We start from the raw sequence: 14,574 nt of genomic DNA on the forward strand, positions 1-14,574 counted from the left end.
CACCCTGCGCCGGACGGCCGGGCCGCGTCCGCTGCCCGATGGCCATGAACCCCTCGGAACCGGTCATGACTCCCGCGCGGTGGTGGCGAAACGCTGCTGGTAGCGGATGGGGGACAGCCCGAGGTGCCGGGAGAAGGCCCGGCGCAGACTCTCGTAGCTCGGAAAGCCCGATCGGGTGGCGGCCTCCGTGGCGTTGAGCCCGGCGTCGAGCAGGGCCTTGGCCATGTCGAAGCGGATCAGCTCCACGTACTTCATCGGCGTCGTGTCCAGCTCGGCCCGGAACATGCGCGTCAGATGCCGCGGACTGACCCGCACACGGGCGGCGAGCGCCTCCAGGCCGTGGTCCGCCGCAGGGTCGCCCTGCACCGCCTCCTGGACCAGCCGCAGCACCGGCGTGCGGGGAGCCGGGCCCTGGAGCGAGGCGGAGAACTGCGACTGGCCGCCGGCCCGCTGCATGTACACCACCAGCGAGCGGGCGACCTCACGGGCCAGGGCGGGACCGTGGTCGTCCTCCACCAGGGCGAGGGCGAGGTCGATGCCCGCGGTCACACCGGCGGACGTGTAGGTGCTGCCGTCCCGCACGAAGAGCGCGTCGGCCTCGACCCGCGTCGCCGGACAGCGGCGGGCCAGCGTCGAAGTGTGCTGCCAGTGCGTCGTCGCGCGTCTGCCCTCCAGCAGCCCGGCCGCGCCCAGGACGAAGGCGCCGGTGCACACCGAGGCGACGCGCCCCGCCCGGCCCGCCAGTGCCTTCGCGGCCGCGCGGAGAGCGGGGTCCACGGGGGCGTCGGGCAACGCGTCGCCGCCGACCACGACCAGCGTGTCGTAGGCGGCGGCCCGCGCGTCCGTGTCCGCCGTGACGCGCATGCCGATGGACGAGGACACCGGCGACCCGTCCGCGGAGACGATGCCCAGCCGGTAGTCGGCGCCGAACCGGTTGGCCTCGCCGAAGACCTCCGCCGGTCCCGACAGGTCGAGCAGCTTCATGCCGTCGAACACCAGGAAGCCCACCCCGTGCCGCCCCGCTGCCATGGCTTCCTCCGTCATCCGGTCCCTCGCGATCTGGTCAGTATGAGTGAAAAATGAGGTATGCCGGTTATCGGCGTAACGTGGCTGGCGGGGATCAGTCGTACACGTCGTACACGCGGAAGGATCAGCCATGGGCACGGTCACCACCACCGACGGCACGAACATCTTCTACAAGGACTGGGGCCCGCGCGACGGCCTGCCGGTCGTCTTCCACCACGGCTGGCCACTCAGTGCCGACGACTGGGACAACCAGATGCTGTTCTTCCTCTCCCACGGCTGTCGCGTGATCGCCCACGACCGCCGTGGCCACGGACGCTCGGACCAGCCGTCCACCGGCCACGACATGGACACCTACGCCGCGGACGTCGCGGCGCTGACCGAGGCCCTGGACCTGCGGGACGCCGTGCACATCGGGCACTCCACCGGCGGCGGCGAGGTCGCGCGCTACGTGGCGCGCGCCGAGCCGGGCCGGGTGGCCAAGGCCGTGCTCGTCAGCGCCGTCCCCCCGGTGATGGTGAAGTCCGAGGCCAACCCCGAGGGCCTGCCGATCGAGGTCTTCGACGAGTTCCGCGCGGCCCTCGCCGCCAATCGCGCGCAGTTCTACATCGACGTGGCGTCCGGTCCCTTCTACGGCTTCAACCGGGAGGGCGCGACGGTCTCCCAGGGACTGATCTATCACTGGTGGCTGCAGGGGATGATGGGCGCGGCCAACGCCCACTACGAGTGCATCGCGGCGTTCTCGGAGACCGACTTCACCGAGGACCTCAAGCGGATCGACGTCCCGGTCCTCGTCGCGCACGGAACGGACGACCAGGTGGTGCCCTACGCGGACGCGGCACCGAAGTCGGTCGAACTCCTGGCGAACGGCACCCTGAAGTCGTACGAAGGGCTTCCGCACGGCATGCTCTCGACCCATCCCGAGGTCCTCAACCCCGACCTCCTGGCCTTCGTGAAGTCGTAGCCCCGGTGCGGCGGCGCGGCGCCCTCAGGGCGCCGATGCCCGCCGGCGGTGGCCGGCCGCCTTGGCCTGGTTGCCGCAGCGGCGCATGGAGCACCACTTCCGGGGCCGTCCGGCACCGGAGTCGAGGCAGAGCATCCGGCACGCCTCGGAGGCGCAGGCGGTCAGCCGGGACCGGCGTGCGCCGTCGGTCATGAGGTCGATCAGGTCCCGCGCGACCAGCGACAGCAGGGCCTCTTTGGTCAGCGTCCGGCTTCCCTTCGGGGCCCACGCGCCGTCGGCCGTCAACTCCAGACGGGGTGCCGGGGGTTCGGTCCTGGCCAGAAGGTTGACCAGGTCGACCGACTGCTGCCGCGGCCGGTGCGCGTCGACGGCGCCGGAGGCGATGTCGTGGGCGGCCGCCCGCAGCGCGTGGAGCGAGCGCAGGACGTCCTCGGGGTCGTACCCGTCCTCCAGCGTCACCCCGACGCCCCGGCACCAGGCTTGGAGGCGTGAGGCGTCGCCCATCCGCTCGACGGGGGCCTCGGGCCTGCGGCCCACGGTGGCCACCAGGTCCAGGCACAGGGTTCCGGCGTCGAAGCGAAGTTCCCGCGCCTGCGCGGTGACTCTTCTGCGGGGCTCGTGCCGCACGGCATCCATGGTTTGATGGTAACCGTTCTAACGGTTACCAAGAGGGGGCGGAGCCATGCGTATCGCGGTGATCGGGGCGGGCGGCGTCGGAGGCTATTTCGGGGCCCGGCTGGCCGCCGCGGGGAACGAGGTCACCTTCGTGGCCCGCGGTGCGCACCTGGAGGCCGTGCGCCGGACCGGCCTGGTCGTCCACAGCCCCCTGGGCGAGTTGCGCACCTCGCCCGACTCCGTGGTGGGGAGCATCTCGGAGCTGGGCCCCACCGATCTGGTCCTCGTCGCCGTCAAACTGTGGGACACCGAGGCCGTGGCCGACCAGCTGCGGTCCTCGGCGGCGCACGGGGCTCCGGTGCTGTCACTGCAGAACGGGGTGCACAAGGACGCCGTCCTGCGCGGTCGGCTGACGGACGAGCAGGTCCTGGGCGGGGTCTGCTTCATCTCCGCCTTCATCGAGGAACCCGGGGTGGTCAGGCACAACAGCACCTTGCAGAAGGTCGTCCTCGGCCCCTACCGGTCCGGCCGGTCGGCGACCAGTCGGAGCGTGCTCGCCGCGTTCCGGGACGCCGGGATCGATGTCGAGGAGAGCGACGACATCGAGAGGGTGATCTGGGAGAAGTTCGTGTTCCTCGTGGGTCTGTCGGCGACCACGACGGCCGTCCGCCGGCCGATCGGCGTCGTCCGTGCCAACGAGCGGAGCCGACGGCTCCTGTACGACGTCATGGCCGAGACGGTGGCCGTGGCGCGGGCGTCGGGGGTGCGGTTGGACAGCGGCTTCGCCGAGGACCGGCTCGACTTCTGCGACACGCTCCCCGCGGACATGACCTCCTCCATGCACAACGACCTGGAGAAGGGCAACCGCCTCGAACTGCCCTGGCTCAGCGGGGGAGTCGTGGACCTCGCCGACCGGCTGGGCGTCCCCGTCCCGCGCAACCGGACGGTGGCCGACATCCTCGCGCCGTACGTCCCGGGCCGGCCGGCCGGATCCTGACCGCCGGGGCGCCCTACTTCCCGGCCCGGGCGAGGAAGTCCCGCAGGTGCCCGGCGATCTCCTCCAGGTGGGTCTCCAGGGCGAAGTGACCGGTGTCCAGGAGGTGGATCTCGGCGTCCGGCAGGTCGCGCCGGAACGCGTGGGCGCCCTCGGGGCCGAAGATCTCGTCGTTCGCGCCCCACACGGCCAGCAGCGGCACCCGGGTGTCGCGGAAGTACTGCTGGAGCCGGGGGTAGAGGGCGACGTTGGACGGGTAGTCGCGGAACAGCGCGAGCTGGACGGCGTCGTTGCCGGGCCGGTCGAGCAGGGCCTGGTCGAGGGTCCAGGCGTCGGGGCTGACGAGGCTCTGGTCGGGGACCCCGTTCAGGTACTGCCAGCGGATCGCCTCGGGGGACAGCGCGGCCCGGGCGGGACCCTCCATCTCGGGGGTCGGGTCGTCGGTGTAGGCGAACAGTCCGTCCCAGAACTCCTTGACGAGGCCGTCGGTGTAACCGTTGCCGTTCTGCGTGACGATCGCGGTGATGCGGTGCGGGGTCCGGAGGGCGATGCGCCATGCCACCGGTGCCCCGTAGTCCTGCACGTACACCGCGAAGCGCTCCACACCGAGCCGGTCCAGGAGGCGGACGGTCACGTCCGTGAGGGAGTCGAAGCCGTAGTCGAACGCGTCTGCCGCGGGCATGGACGAGTATCCGAAGCCGATCATGTCGGGTGCGATCACGTGGTAGGAGTCGGCGAGCTTCGGGATCAGGTCGCGGAACATGTGGCTGCTCGTCGGGAAGCCGTGCAGCAGCACGACGGTGGGCGCCTGCGGGTCACCGGCCTCCCGGTAGAAGACGTCCAGGCCGTCGACGGCAGTGGTCCTGTGGTGCACGACGACACTCATTGAAACCCCTTAAGTTGCCTTTGGTGGTTAGGTAGAGTCCAGCACTCCTGGGATAACCTGTCAAGCGGACTTAAGGGGTTAGATAAGAGTGTTGTAACCTGCCAATGTCGACGAAACGGTTAGGGGTGAAGGCGGTGGCCGACACGGCCGCGGAGGACGTCCTCCTGGAACTGCTCAACACGACCCCCGTCGTGCGGGGCGCGGTGAGTGACGCCCTGGGCACGCCCGCGGAGGGTCGCGCGTGGGCGCGCGGCCACGGCGGGAGCGGGTCGGACGAGGAGGTCGCCTTCCTGGTCGCCGCGCGGGACGTCCTCCAGGACGTCGTCCGGGGGCGGCGGGACCCCGAGTGCCTGAGCGAGTTCCTCGACGGTGTCAGCAGGGTGCCGGCCTTCGAGGGCGGCAGCCTGGAATGGACCCTCCGGGTCCCCGACGCCCACCGGCTGACCGTGGAACTGCTGCTGACCTGGGCGCACGTCGAGGCGACCCGGCCGGGACGGCTCAAGCCGTGCGGCAACCCGGACTGCCGGCGCTTCCTGCTCGACCGGAGCAAGCCCAACAGCGCCCGCTGGTGCTCCATGGCCGAGTGCGGGAACCGGATGAAGGCCCGACGGCACTACCAGCGCGTCAAGGGCGCCCAGGCGTAGCGAGTACGGCCGGGGTCAGGCCGCCGCCATCGCCTCGTGCTTCCAGAACCCCGAGAAGGTGATGCGCTCCTTCGGCAGTCCCAGGCGGTGCAGGTGCCTGCGGCCCTCGGTGGCCAGGGTCGACTCGCCGACGACGAAGGCGTATCCCGCCGCGTCGGCGCGGGTCAGCCGGTGCAGCTCGCGCAGCGCGGCGGCGCCGGGAACCGAGGTGCTGTCCCGCCGTACGACCCAGGAGACGGTCACACCGGCCGGGGCGTTCAGCTCGCGGCGGTCGGCGTCGGTGGGGATCTCCTGGATGAGGCGTCCCACGGTGCCCTGGGGGAGCGAGCGCATGATGCTCGCCGTGGCGGGCAGTCCGGTCTCGTCGGCCACCACGGTGACCTCGGAGGCGTCCCGCGGGCAGTCGAACAGGATGCCCTGGTCGAGCAGGGCGAGCGCGTCCCCGGGCCGGGCACCGCAGGCCCAGAGCGCGGCCCTGCCCTCGACCTCGCCGGTGGGGCCCCGGTGCACGACGAAGTCGATGTCCAGTTCGGCCGTCGTCCGGCGGTAGTCGGCCACGGAGTAGTTGGCGCAGTGCGGCCGCTCGTCCTCCGCGATGGCGAGGTAGGGCTGCCACCACTGCGAGCCGGTGAACTCCGGCAGGCGCAGGCCCCGTTGGTGGGGGAGCGGGAGGAACAGGCGGAACCAGTGGTCGTATTCCAACCACGGAAAGCCGCCGAGCCCCGGTCCGGTGACCGTGACGCGCTGCATGGACGGGGAGACCCGCTCGGTCCGCACCACGCGGGCGCGGAACATCTCCGGGTGCTGGGGGGTGAGCCGCCGAACCTTCGCCATGAAGGTAAGGCTATCCTAAGTTGCGTTCGATTCCGAGCCGGTGATCTCCAGGCGGGCGCCCGTCGTCCGGTCGGACGACGGGCCCGTCTCCAGCTCGACCACCCCCGGCTCCACGGCGAGCCGGAGGTCGCGCCCCACCGAGGCCAGCGTCTCCGGGCCCACCTCGAAGACCGCCTCGGCCTCGTCGCCGGGCGCGATGTCCAGGCGGACGAAGCCCCGCAGCTCGCGCACCCGCGGCCAGGACGTGCCCCCGGACAGCCGGCGCACGTACAGCTGCACCGTCTCCTCGGCCGGCCGGGCCCCGGTGTTGCGGACCGTGACCCGGCAGGTCAGACGCGGGGCGCCCGCACCGACCCGGGAGCGCGACAGTCTCGGCGCCCCGTACGCGACGCTGGTGTACGACAGGCCGTGCCCGAAGGCGTGGCGCGGGCCGGCGCTCTGGTCGACGTAACCGCGGTAGCGGTGGTCCTTGCCGTTGTAGTGGACGGGCAGTTGGGCGGCCGACCGGGGCACGGAGACCGGCAGCCGGCCGCGGGGCTCGGCGTCGCCGAACAGCACCTCGGCCACGGCACGCCCGCCCCGCGGCCCCGGGTACCAGACGCTCAGCACCGCCGCCGCGGGCGCGTCCACCTCGGGCAGGGCGTGCGGTCGGCCCTGGACCAGCACCACCACGACCGGGGTCCCGGTCGCCGACACCGCGGCCAGCAGGGCCCGTTGCGCGGGCGGCAGCGCAAGGTCCGCCAGGTCGACACCCTCGCCGCAGGTCATGCCGGACGGCGTTCCGGCGCCCGTGACGGCGGCCCCGTTCGCGTCGAAGACCGTGTCCGCGGAGCGGGCACTGGAGCCGCCCAGCACCAGCACGGCCACGTCGGAGCCGGCCGCCAGACCGACGGCCGCCGGCACGTCCGACACCTCGTCACCCACCAGGCCGCACCCCCGCCCGTGCACCACCTCGGTACCGGGCGCGACCGCCGCCCGGATGCCCTCCAGGACGGTGATCCCCGCACCGGGCCGCTGCGGCGCCGTGTAGTCGCCGATCTGCTGGGACAGCGAGTCGGCGTTCGGGCCGAGGACCGCGATCCGCCGCGCCGCACGGGACAGCGGGAGCACACCGCCCTCGTGGGCGAGCAGGGTCACCGACGCACGCGCGACGCGCTCGCCCAGCTCGGCGGGGTCCGGCAGACCCACGGCCTCGGACCGGGCCGGCGGCAGGGGCTGTTCGAACAGGCCCAGGCGGAACTTCAGCGCGAGGACCCGCGCCACCGAGGCGTCCAGCGCCGACTCGGACACCAGCCCGCGTTCCACCGCCTCGCCCAGCCGGGTGAAGGAGTCGTCCCACAGGCTCAGATCGCAGCCGGCGTTCAGGGCCAGCGCCCCCGCCGACACCGGATCGCCGGTCAGCCGCACCAGCCGGTCCACCGCGGTGCCGTCCGCCATGACCACGCCCTCGAACCCCCACTCCGTACGGAGCAGGTCGGTCAGCAGGTACCGGTTCGCGACGCAGGGCAACCCGTCGAACTCGTTGTAGGCGGCCATCACCCCGGCCGCTCCCGCCGCCACCCCGGCCCGGGCCGCCGCCAGATGCACCTCGTGCAGTTCGCGCGGTCCCAGCTCCGTCGCCGCGCTGTTGCGGCCGCCGACCGTGGCACCCTGCCCGGCGAAGTGCTTGAGGACCACGGCCACCCCCGCCCGCCGCGCGCCCTCGACGAGCGCCCCGGTCATCCGCGCGGCGAGGTACGGGTCCTCGGCGAAGCACTCCTCGCTGCGCCCCCAGCGCGGATCACGCACCAGGTCGAGTGCCGACACCAGCGCGATGTGCGCGCCCCGCGCGCGGAGTTCGGCGGCCGCACCGGCCACCGCGTCCGCGTACAGCTCCGGGTCCCAGGTGGCGCCGACCGCGAGGTTGACCGGGAGGACCGTGCCGTCCAGCGCCTGGTGGCCGTGCGGCATCTCCTCCACCAGCAGGACGGGGATGCCCAGCCGGGTGTGGTCCATGACGTACCGCTGCACCGCCGCCGCCGTGCGCGCCCCGTCCCGGGCGTCGAGGCCGTCCGCGAAGCCGACGCCGGACCAGGCGTCGGCCCGCTGGAGCCCGTACAGCGCGCCCATGCCGTCGAAGGCGGCCACCTCCGCGCGGAAGGCGTCGGTGAGGCGGTGCCCCTCCCCGGCGCGTTCGTAGGCGTCCCAGCCGTACATGCGCTGGTTGAGCTGACCCACCTTCTCCGCGAGGGTCATGCGGCCCAGCAGGTCGCGGACGCGGTCCGGCACCGGCGCGGCGGGATCACGGTAGCGGGGCGGGGTCATCGCAGCTCCAGCACCGCTACGCCGTACGCGTCGAGCGCCACGTCCTCCACCGGGGTGCCGTCGGCCAGGCCGTGCAGCGTCCCCTCGGCGGCCGGACGGACCACGAGCCGCTGCGGACTCTGGCTGACCAGCCACACGAAACGGCGGCCGTCGGCGTGGACGAGGACGTCCGCCGACACATGCGGATCGGCGACCGTGACGGGCCGCCGCACGCCCGCCACCTGTGCCAGGGCCGCGTAGAGGCGCTGCGTGACATCGGGGTTGACGCGTGCGGTGCGGGCCGCCATGTGCTCCAGCGGATACGTGGCCAGCACCGTCCGGCCCACCCCCGTCTCGTGGACGATCAGGGCCGGCCGCCCGTGGGCGTCCACCGCGACGACCCGGCCCGCACGCGGTTCGACGGGCAGATAGGCGCGGCTGTCCTCGTTCCCCGCGACCGGGAAACGCAGCACCTCGCCGGCCCGCAGGTCGCCGAAGTCCTCCGTGAACGTCATCTCCAGCACGTCGTCCTCGATCGGCTCGGCGACGCCGTACGACAGTTGCAGCTCCACGCCGAAGAGGCCGTCGAGGTCGTCGAACCAGGGGCCGCGGGTGGCCGGGTGCTCGCCGGAGCAGAAGGACAGGTACACGGTGGCGCCCTCGGCGGCCCGGCGGGCCAGCTCCCTGCGGGTGCGGGTGGTGAGCTGCCGGGTGGCGGGGAGCAGGTAGAGCGACGCCTCGCCCGGCAGTCCGTCGGCCTCGCGGGTCAGGGCCACCGGCAGGTCGGCGGCGCGCGCGGTGACGTAACCCTGGTGCAGGGACGTGAAGATGAGCGGCCGGTCGGCGGGGCGGCTGTAGGGATAGCCCCGTTCGAGGAAGGCGGGGACGACCAGGGCGGCGTCCGCGTCCGTGCGGGAGCAGCGCCGGAAGTCCACCGCCTTCAACACCTCGGCGAAGGCGGCCAGTTCCAGCAGCGGCTCCTTGGGCGCCCCGGCGGAGTCGGTGATGCCGAAGTGCATCTCGAAGGGGTGGTGGTCGTAGGGGGACCGGTCCCACAGGTCGTCGTAGTCGGTGTTGTTCCAGGCGAGCCAGCCGGTCGCCCCGCCCAGCAGCGAGTTGTGCAGGGTCTGCCGGTAGAAGATCCCCGCGTTGGCGGCCGAGACCGTGTCGGTGGACAGCCCGAACTCCTCCAGGACGACGGGCTGTCCGGTCACCGAGGCCAGCTCGCACTCGAAGGCGGCACGGTAGTGCTGCCGCGGCCGGTCGGTGTCCGAGCGGTACACGTGCGGGCCCACGAAGTCGACGTACTCGGCCGTCTCCCGCAGCGAGAAGCCGTTGTCGCGGCCGGTGACCTCGATGCCCCACGCCCCGTCGCCCAGCGACACCGGCTGCGTCGCGCCCGTCGCCCGCACCGCGTTGCACATCGCCTGCGCCCACGCGGTCACCACGTCCGAGGACGGCGGGTCGACCTGGTAGATCCGCCCGTACCCCGGCATCTCGTTGGTGATCAGCCAGCCCGTGACCGCCGGGTGGTCCTTGAAGCGGCGCGCCATGCGGGAGACGAACCACGCCTGGCGTCCGACCATCCACACGTCCTCGTACAGGTCACGGTTGCCGCGCCAGGCGGGGTCCCAGTTCTCGCCGGACATGTGGCCGACGATGAAGGTGGGTATGGTCCCCATGCCCGTTTCCGTGTGCGCGTCGAGGAAGTCCTCGAAACGCGCGCACAGTTCGTCGTCGATGCGGTCGGGCTCCGGGTGGAAGTCCGGCCAGTAGAAGAAGGACCGGGTGGTGTTGAGGCCGTGGTCGGCGAGCACCCGGAGTTCCTCGCGGACGGTCTTCGGGTCGTAGTCCCGCCACATCAGCGGGCCGCCGGTGCGGGACCAGAAGTTGGCGCCGAGCCAGGGCAGTACGTCGGTCCGGTGGGTGAGCTGGGCGCTGTGGCGTCGCATGGTCCTTCTCGGGTGGTGGGGGTGCGGAGGGAGCGTGGCCGTGGTGTGCGGAGGGCGCCGCGGCCGGGGGTGGTGGTCAGGGGAGGGCGGGGCCCGTGGACTCGCGTACGACCAGGCGGGGCCGTTCGGCGAGGGCGGTGTCCTCGACCTCCTCGCCGCACAGGGCGAGGAGCATGCGCGCGGCGGCCGCGCCCACCCGCTGCACCTGCTGGTCGACCGTGGTCAGCCGCGGGTGGAGCCAGGAGCCGAGCGGCAGGTTGTCGTAGCCGACGACGGACACGTCCCGGGGCACGACCAGCCCGGCGCGCTGCGCGGTGCCGATGCCGCAGACCGCCATCGAGTCGTTGGCGTACACGATCGCCGTGGGGCGGTCGGCGGAGTCGAGGAGCGCCTCGGTGGCACCGACGGCGCGCCGCTCGCTGAAGTCGGTGGGCAGCACCGCGAACGGGCGCAGCCCCGCCGCGCGCAGGGCCCCCTCGAAGGCCGCCCGGCGCACGCGGGTGTGCTGGAGCTCGGGCGGCCCGCTGACGTAGGCGACGCGCCGGTGACCGAGGCCCAGCAGGTGCGTGACGGCCTCGGCGATCCCCGCGCCCTGGTCGCGCAGTCCGACGCGCGGGACGACGGCCGTGTCGTCGGGCGAACCGAGCAGTACGGCGGGCAGTCCGAGGCGGGCGAGCAGCGCGGGCCGGGCGTCGTCGTCGCGGGCGTCGGTGAGTACGGCGCCGTCCACCCGGCCCTCGGCCGCGAGCCGCTCGTACAGCGCGTTCTCCTCGCGGTGGCCGCTGACCAGGTGCAGCAGCAGACCGTAACCGCGCGGCGCCAACTCGCCCTCTATGCCGGTGATCAGCTCACTGAAGTGCGGGTCGGAGCCCAGCACGTCCGTGGGGCGCCGTACCACCAGGGCCAGACTGCGGGTCCGCGCGTTGCGCAGCGCCGCGGCGGAGGCACTCGGCGACCAGCCCAGCTCCAGCGCGGTGTCGAGGATCCGGCGGCGGGTCGCCTCGGAGAGCCGGCCCTTGTGGTTGAAGGCCTGGGACACGGCGGCCGTCGACACCCCGGCCGCCGCGGCGACCGCCTTGATGGTGGGCCGGCGTCCCGACCGCTCGGTGGAGACGCTCACATCTTCACCGCCCCGCTGACCAGGGCCTGCTGCATGCGCTTCTGGAGCAGGGTGTAGACCAGCCACACCGGCACCAGGGTCAGCACCGTGCCCGCCGTCAGCACGCCGTAGTCCGTGCCGGTGATCGACTTCAGCGTGGGCAGGGCCACCTGGACCGTGCGCTGCGCCGGGTCGGGGCCGATGATGACCAGCGAGTAGAGGTACTCGTTCCAGAAGGTCAGGAAGTTCAGCAGCAGCACGGTGGCGATGCCCGGCAGGCACATCGGCGTGTACACGTGCCGCAGCACCGCGAAGGTGGACGCCCCGTCCAGCCGGGCGGCCTCCTCCATCTCCGGTGGGATGGTGCGCATGAACTGCACCAGGATCACCACCGACAGCGGCAGCGCCGTAGCCGGGAGGAACAGCACCATGAAGACGCGGGTGTGGAACAGTCCGGTGGCCGCCGCCAGGAGGAAGGTGGGGAAGAGCGCCGCGAACGTCGGGATCAGGAAGCCCAGCGAGAAGACCTTCTCGACCACGCCCGCCAGCCGTCCCGTCGAACGCGCCAGCGCGAACGAGGCCGGGATCGCCAGCAGCAGCGTGAGCGCCAGCGAGAACACCGTCACCAGCGCCGAGTTGACGACCGCCAGCCCGAGGTCGGCGCTCTCGAACGCGGTGCGGAAGTTGCCGAGCCCCAGGGAGGACGGCGGGGCGAAGGGGTGCGCGAAGATCTCGTCGTTCGACTTGAACGCCGAGGCGAGGAAGTAGTACAGCGGGACGACGAGCAGCACCGCGTACGTCCACACCAGGATGTGGGCCGGGAGCCAGCGTTTGCCGAGCTTCATCAGTGCTGCTCCGATCAGTAGTTCTGGCGGAAGACACGGCGGATCGTCAGCAGCCCGACGAGTCCGACGAGGAAGAGGAGGACGCCGACGGTCTGGCTGTAGCCGAGGTCGGCGGCGATGAACGCCTTCTGGTAGACGAGGAACGACAGCGTGGTGGACGACGTGCCCGGACCGCCCTGGGTGAGCAGCAGCACGTGCTGCGCGGAGCCGAACAGCGTCCACAGGAACTGCAGCATCGTCACCACGCCGACGTAGTCGCGGATGACGGGGAAGTGGACCGACCACATCGTCCGCCAGTGCCCCGCCCCGTCCAGCTGCGCGGCCTCCCCCAGCTCGTCCGGCACACTGCCCAGCCGCGCGGCGAACAGTACGGCGGTGAAGCCGATGCCGGCCCAGATGTCCAGGGCGATCAGACACGCCAGGGCCGTGGAAGGCGACGCCAGCCAGGCGTCGGCGAGGGAGCCGAGGCCGACGCTCTCCAGCCCGCCGTTGAGCAGGCCGTCCGGTGACAGGGCCGCGTAGAAGACCATCGCCTTCGCGGGGGTCGAGATCAGCCCCGGGATGAAGAGCAGATACCGGATGACCCGGTGACCGGGCGGCCGCTGGGCCACGTAGTACCCCAGCATGTACGCGCAGACGATCATCACCGGGACGGCGACGGCCAGTTGCACGGCGGTGTTGCGGACCGCGTCCCAGAACACCGGGTCGTCCAGCACCACCCGGGCGTTGTCGAGACCGGCGAACGAGACCGGCTGGAGCATGCCCGGCCAGCGCAGGGCCGCGATCACGAAGATGGCGAGCAGCGGCCCGACCATGAAGACCAGGTACCACACCAGCGCGGGCACCGCGAGGACGGTGCCGCCCTGCCGGGGCCGGCGCGCGGCCGGGACGGGAGAGGCGGGCGGGGCGGACCTCGGGGCCGCGCTCCCGTCCGGCGTCGTGGTGAGCGTCGTCATGCGGTGACTCCCGGAGAACGGGTGGAACGGGGGAGGGGGACGAGGGGGAACCGGACGGCGCAGCCGGGGGTGTCCGGGCCGCTCATGCGGACCGGTACGCGGACTCGAGGGCGGCGCGCACCCGGGCCGGGCTGGTGCCCCGGGTGAACGACGTGCTGGTCGCCGTGATCAGCGACTGCGCGGCGGCGGGCGGCACGTACACGTCGGGCAGCAGGACCTGGCTCACCTCGGAGCCGAGCCGCTGGGCCGCCCCGACCAGCGGGAAGCCGGTGGAGACGGCGTCCGTGCGCAGGGCCATGTCCCGGCCGCTCTCCGTCACGAACCGCGCCACGATGTCCGGGCGGTACATGAACCTCAGGAACTTCTCGACGTGCTCGATCTTGCGGACGCCGTTGGGGCTGATCCAGAAGCCGATGAGGGTGTAGGCGCGGATGACGGTGGGACCGTCGTGCGCCGCCCCGTCGGCCAGCGGCCAGCCGCCGACCTCCGTGTGCCGGGCCACCTTCTCGGGCACCTTGGCCAGGGCGGAGGACATCGCCGACTGCACGGCCGCCTCCTCGGTGTTGAACTGCGTGGTCATCGAGTCGGAGGTGAGGCCCTGGGCCTTGTCCGCGAACACACCGGCGTCCCGCAGGTGCGTGAAGTACTCGATGCCCAGGCGTGCGCCGCGCCCGCCGAAGTCACCGGTGGTGTAGACGTGCCGGGCCTCGTCCTGGGAGAGGAAGGTCTGGATGATCTGCGCCAGCAGCTTCTGGCCGGTCCAGTCGTTGCCGCCCACCGTCACCGGGGCGATGCCCTTGGCGCGCAGTTTGCGGGCAGCGGCGATCAGCTGGTCCCCGGTGATGGGGATCGCGTCGACCCCGGCCCGGTCGAGCAGGGCGCGGTTGTAGGCCACGGGCCAGTTCGTGGCGAAGTAGGGGAAGGCCCGGACCCGGCCCGCGTCGTCGGTCCAGTCGGCCAGCGCGGCGGGCAGGACGCGCCCGCGCAGCCCCCAGTCGTCGAGGTAGGCCTTGACGTCGACGGTCGCGCCGACGTCCGTCCAGGCCAGCGTCTTGTCGTAGAGGTTGACCATCACGACGTCGGCCTCCTTGCGGGCCAGCCGTGAGGTCTCGTAGACCTGGGCGAGGTCGTCGCCGTTGACGAGGTTCTTGACCTTCACCCCCGGGTTCTCCTCGCGGAAGCGGTCCACGGCCGCGAGATACGTGGGGGAGCCCGGCGCGGTGGTGCCGAGCTGGGTGTGGACGACGAGGGTGTCCGGGTCGGAGTCCGCCGACGCCAACGACGAGCAGCCGGACAGAGCGGGCAGGGCAGCGGCCGCGGCCAGACCGGAACCGGCGGCGAGCAGTTCGCGCCGCGTCAGCGATGAGCGCACAGGGGTGGTCTCCAACCAAGCGGTTAACGATTGGTTAATCGATGTACCTCGTGAGGTGCGAGGACTGTATGGAGTGCGGGGACCACGGTCAAGGGGGTGGCGCGGGG

The 14,574-nt window shown here is 72.4% G+C and carries 13 protein-coding genes; 3 read left to right on the plus strand and 10 right to left on the minus strand.

Going from position 1 to position 14,574, the window contains the following annotated elements; all coding sequences use genetic code 11:
• Nucleotides 1-63: 63 nt before the first annotated feature.
• The gene (locus BZZ08_RS00535) at nucleotides 64-1,029 is read right to left on the minus strand and encodes a GlxA family transcriptional regulator (protein ID WP_241965299.1); all 966 of its coding nucleotides are present in this window, start codon (nucleotides 1,027-1,029) and stop codon (nucleotides 64-66) included.
• Nucleotides 1,030-1,156: 127 nt separating this feature from the next.
• Here BZZ08_RS00535 and BZZ08_RS00540 point away from each other — a divergent pair, with 127 nt between their 5' ends.
• A complete protein-coding gene (locus tag BZZ08_RS00540; RefSeq protein WP_104630108.1) occupies nucleotides 1,157-1,987 on the plus strand; it encodes an alpha/beta fold hydrolase in 831 nt (276 codons plus the stop codon).
• A gap of 24 nt (nucleotides 1,988-2,011) precedes the next feature.
• Here the strand turns inward: BZZ08_RS00540 and BZZ08_RS00545 are convergent, their stop codons facing one another.
• Nucleotides 2,012-2,623 (minus strand): CGNR zinc finger domain-containing protein, encoded by a 612-nt coding sequence (locus tag BZZ08_RS00545; RefSeq protein WP_104630109.1) that lies wholly within the window; start codon nucleotides 2,621-2,623, stop codon nucleotides 2,012-2,014.
• Between the two features lie 46 nt (nucleotides 2,624-2,669).
• Between BZZ08_RS00545 and BZZ08_RS00550 the strand changes: the two genes are divergently transcribed.
• Complete coding sequence (locus tag BZZ08_RS00550) at nucleotides 2,670-3,599, plus strand: ketopantoate reductase family protein (RefSeq protein WP_104630110.1); 930 nt, start codon at nucleotides 2,670-2,672, stop codon at nucleotides 3,597-3,599.
• Between the two features lie 13 nt (nucleotides 3,600-3,612).
• Here the strand turns inward: BZZ08_RS00550 and BZZ08_RS00555 are convergent, their stop codons facing one another.
• Nucleotides 3,613-4,482, minus strand: a complete 870-nt coding sequence (locus BZZ08_RS00555) for an alpha/beta fold hydrolase (RefSeq protein WP_104630111.1) — start codon at nucleotides 4,480-4,482, stop codon at nucleotides 3,613-3,615.
• A gap of 134 nt (nucleotides 4,483-4,616) precedes the next feature.
• Here BZZ08_RS00555 and BZZ08_RS00560 point away from each other — a divergent pair, with 134 nt between their 5' ends.
• Nucleotides 4,617-5,126: a CGNR zinc finger domain-containing protein gene (locus tag BZZ08_RS00560; protein ID WP_104630343.1), complete on the plus strand. Its 510-nt coding sequence runs from the start codon at nucleotides 4,617-4,619 to the stop codon at nucleotides 5,124-5,126.
• 15 nt (nucleotides 5,127-5,141) lie between these two features.
• On the opposite strand, the gene BZZ08_RS00565 is transcribed toward BZZ08_RS00560, so the two are convergent.
• The 7 genes from BZZ08_RS00565 to BZZ08_RS00595 all read right to left on the minus strand — a co-directional run bounded on the left by BZZ08_RS00565 (nucleotide 5,142) and on the right by BZZ08_RS00595 (nucleotide 14,467).
• On the minus strand, nucleotides 5,142-5,960 hold the full coding sequence (locus tag BZZ08_RS00565; protein WP_198601198.1) for a siderophore-interacting protein: 819 nt from the start codon (nucleotides 5,958-5,960) through the stop codon (nucleotides 5,142-5,144).
• A 15-nt stretch (nucleotides 5,961-5,975) separates the two neighbouring features.
• Complete coding sequence (locus tag BZZ08_RS00570; protein WP_104630112.1) at nucleotides 5,976-8,264, minus strand: glycoside hydrolase family 3 N-terminal domain-containing protein; 2,289 nt, start codon at nucleotides 8,262-8,264, stop codon at nucleotides 5,976-5,978.
• On the minus strand, nucleotides 8,261-10,195 hold the full coding sequence (locus BZZ08_RS00575; protein ID WP_104630113.1) for a glycoside hydrolase 5 family protein: 1,935 nt from the start codon (nucleotides 10,193-10,195) through the stop codon (nucleotides 8,261-8,263). The genes BZZ08_RS00570 and BZZ08_RS00575 overlap by 4 nt, the downstream gene beginning before the upstream one ends.
• A 76-nt stretch (nucleotides 10,196-10,271) precedes the next feature.
• On the minus strand, nucleotides 10,272-11,315 hold the full coding sequence (locus BZZ08_RS00580) for a LacI family DNA-binding transcriptional regulator (protein WP_104630114.1): 1,044 nt from the start codon (nucleotides 11,313-11,315) through the stop codon (nucleotides 10,272-10,274).
• Nucleotides 11,312-12,139 (minus strand): carbohydrate ABC transporter permease, encoded by an 828-nt coding sequence (locus BZZ08_RS00585; RefSeq protein WP_059296537.1) that lies wholly within the window; start codon nucleotides 12,137-12,139, stop codon nucleotides 11,312-11,314. Before BZZ08_RS00585 ends, BZZ08_RS00580 begins: the two co-directional genes overlap by 4 nt.
• A 14-nt stretch (nucleotides 12,140-12,153) precedes the next feature.
• The gene (locus tag BZZ08_RS00590) at nucleotides 12,154-13,095 is read right to left on the minus strand and encodes a carbohydrate ABC transporter permease (protein ID WP_104630115.1); all 942 of its coding nucleotides are present in this window, start codon (nucleotides 13,093-13,095) and stop codon (nucleotides 12,154-12,156) included.
• Between the two features lie 82 nt (nucleotides 13,096-13,177).
• Nucleotides 13,178-14,467, minus strand: coding sequence for an ABC transporter substrate-binding protein (locus BZZ08_RS00595; RefSeq protein ID WP_104630116.1), 1,290 nt, complete (start codon nucleotides 14,465-14,467; stop codon nucleotides 13,178-13,180).
• Between the last annotated feature and the right edge of the window lie 107 nt (nucleotides 14,468-14,574).

This window comes from Streptomyces sp. MH60 (assembly GCF_002939385.1).
In the GTDB taxonomy this organism is placed as follows: domain Bacteria; phylum Actinomycetota; class Actinomycetes; order Streptomycetales; family Streptomycetaceae; genus Streptomyces.

Bases quoted from the DNA above. Each gene is read 5' to 3' on its own strand.
- BZZ08_RS00535 (WP_241965299.1), bottom strand. From the start codon at position 1,029: ATGGCAGCGGGGCGGCACGGGGTGGGCTTCCTGGTGTTCGACGGCATG.
- BZZ08_RS00540 (WP_104630108.1), top strand. From the start codon at position 1,157: ATGGGCACGGTCACCACCACCGACGGCACGAACATCTTCTACAAGGAC.
- BZZ08_RS00545 (WP_104630109.1), bottom strand. From the start codon at position 2,623: ATGGATGCCGTGCGGCACGAGCCCCGCAGAAGAGTCACCGCGCAGGCG.
- BZZ08_RS00550 (WP_104630110.1), top strand. From the start codon at position 2,670: ATGCGTATCGCGGTGATCGGGGCGGGCGGCGTCGGAGGCTATTTCGGG.
- BZZ08_RS00555 (WP_104630111.1), bottom strand. From the start codon at position 4,482: ATGAGTGTCGTCGTGCACCACAGGACCACTGCCGTCGACGGCCTGGAC.
- BZZ08_RS00565 (WP_198601198.1), bottom strand. From the start codon at position 5,960: ATGGCGAAGGTTCGGCGGCTCACCCCCCAGCACCCGGAGATGTTCCGC.
- BZZ08_RS00570 (WP_104630112.1), bottom strand. From the start codon at position 8,264: ATGACCCCGCCCCGCTACCGTGATCCCGCCGCGCCGGTGCCGGACCGC.
- BZZ08_RS00575 (WP_104630113.1), bottom strand. From the start codon at position 10,195: ATGCGACGCCACAGCGCCCAGCTCACCCACCGGACCGACGTACTGCCC.
- BZZ08_RS00585 (WP_059296537.1), bottom strand. From the start codon at position 12,139: ATGAAGCTCGGCAAACGCTGGCTCCCGGCCCACATCCTGGTGTGGACG.
- BZZ08_RS00590 (WP_104630115.1), bottom strand. From the start codon at position 13,095: ATGACGACGCTCACCACGACGCCGGACGGGAGCGCGGCCCCGAGGTCC.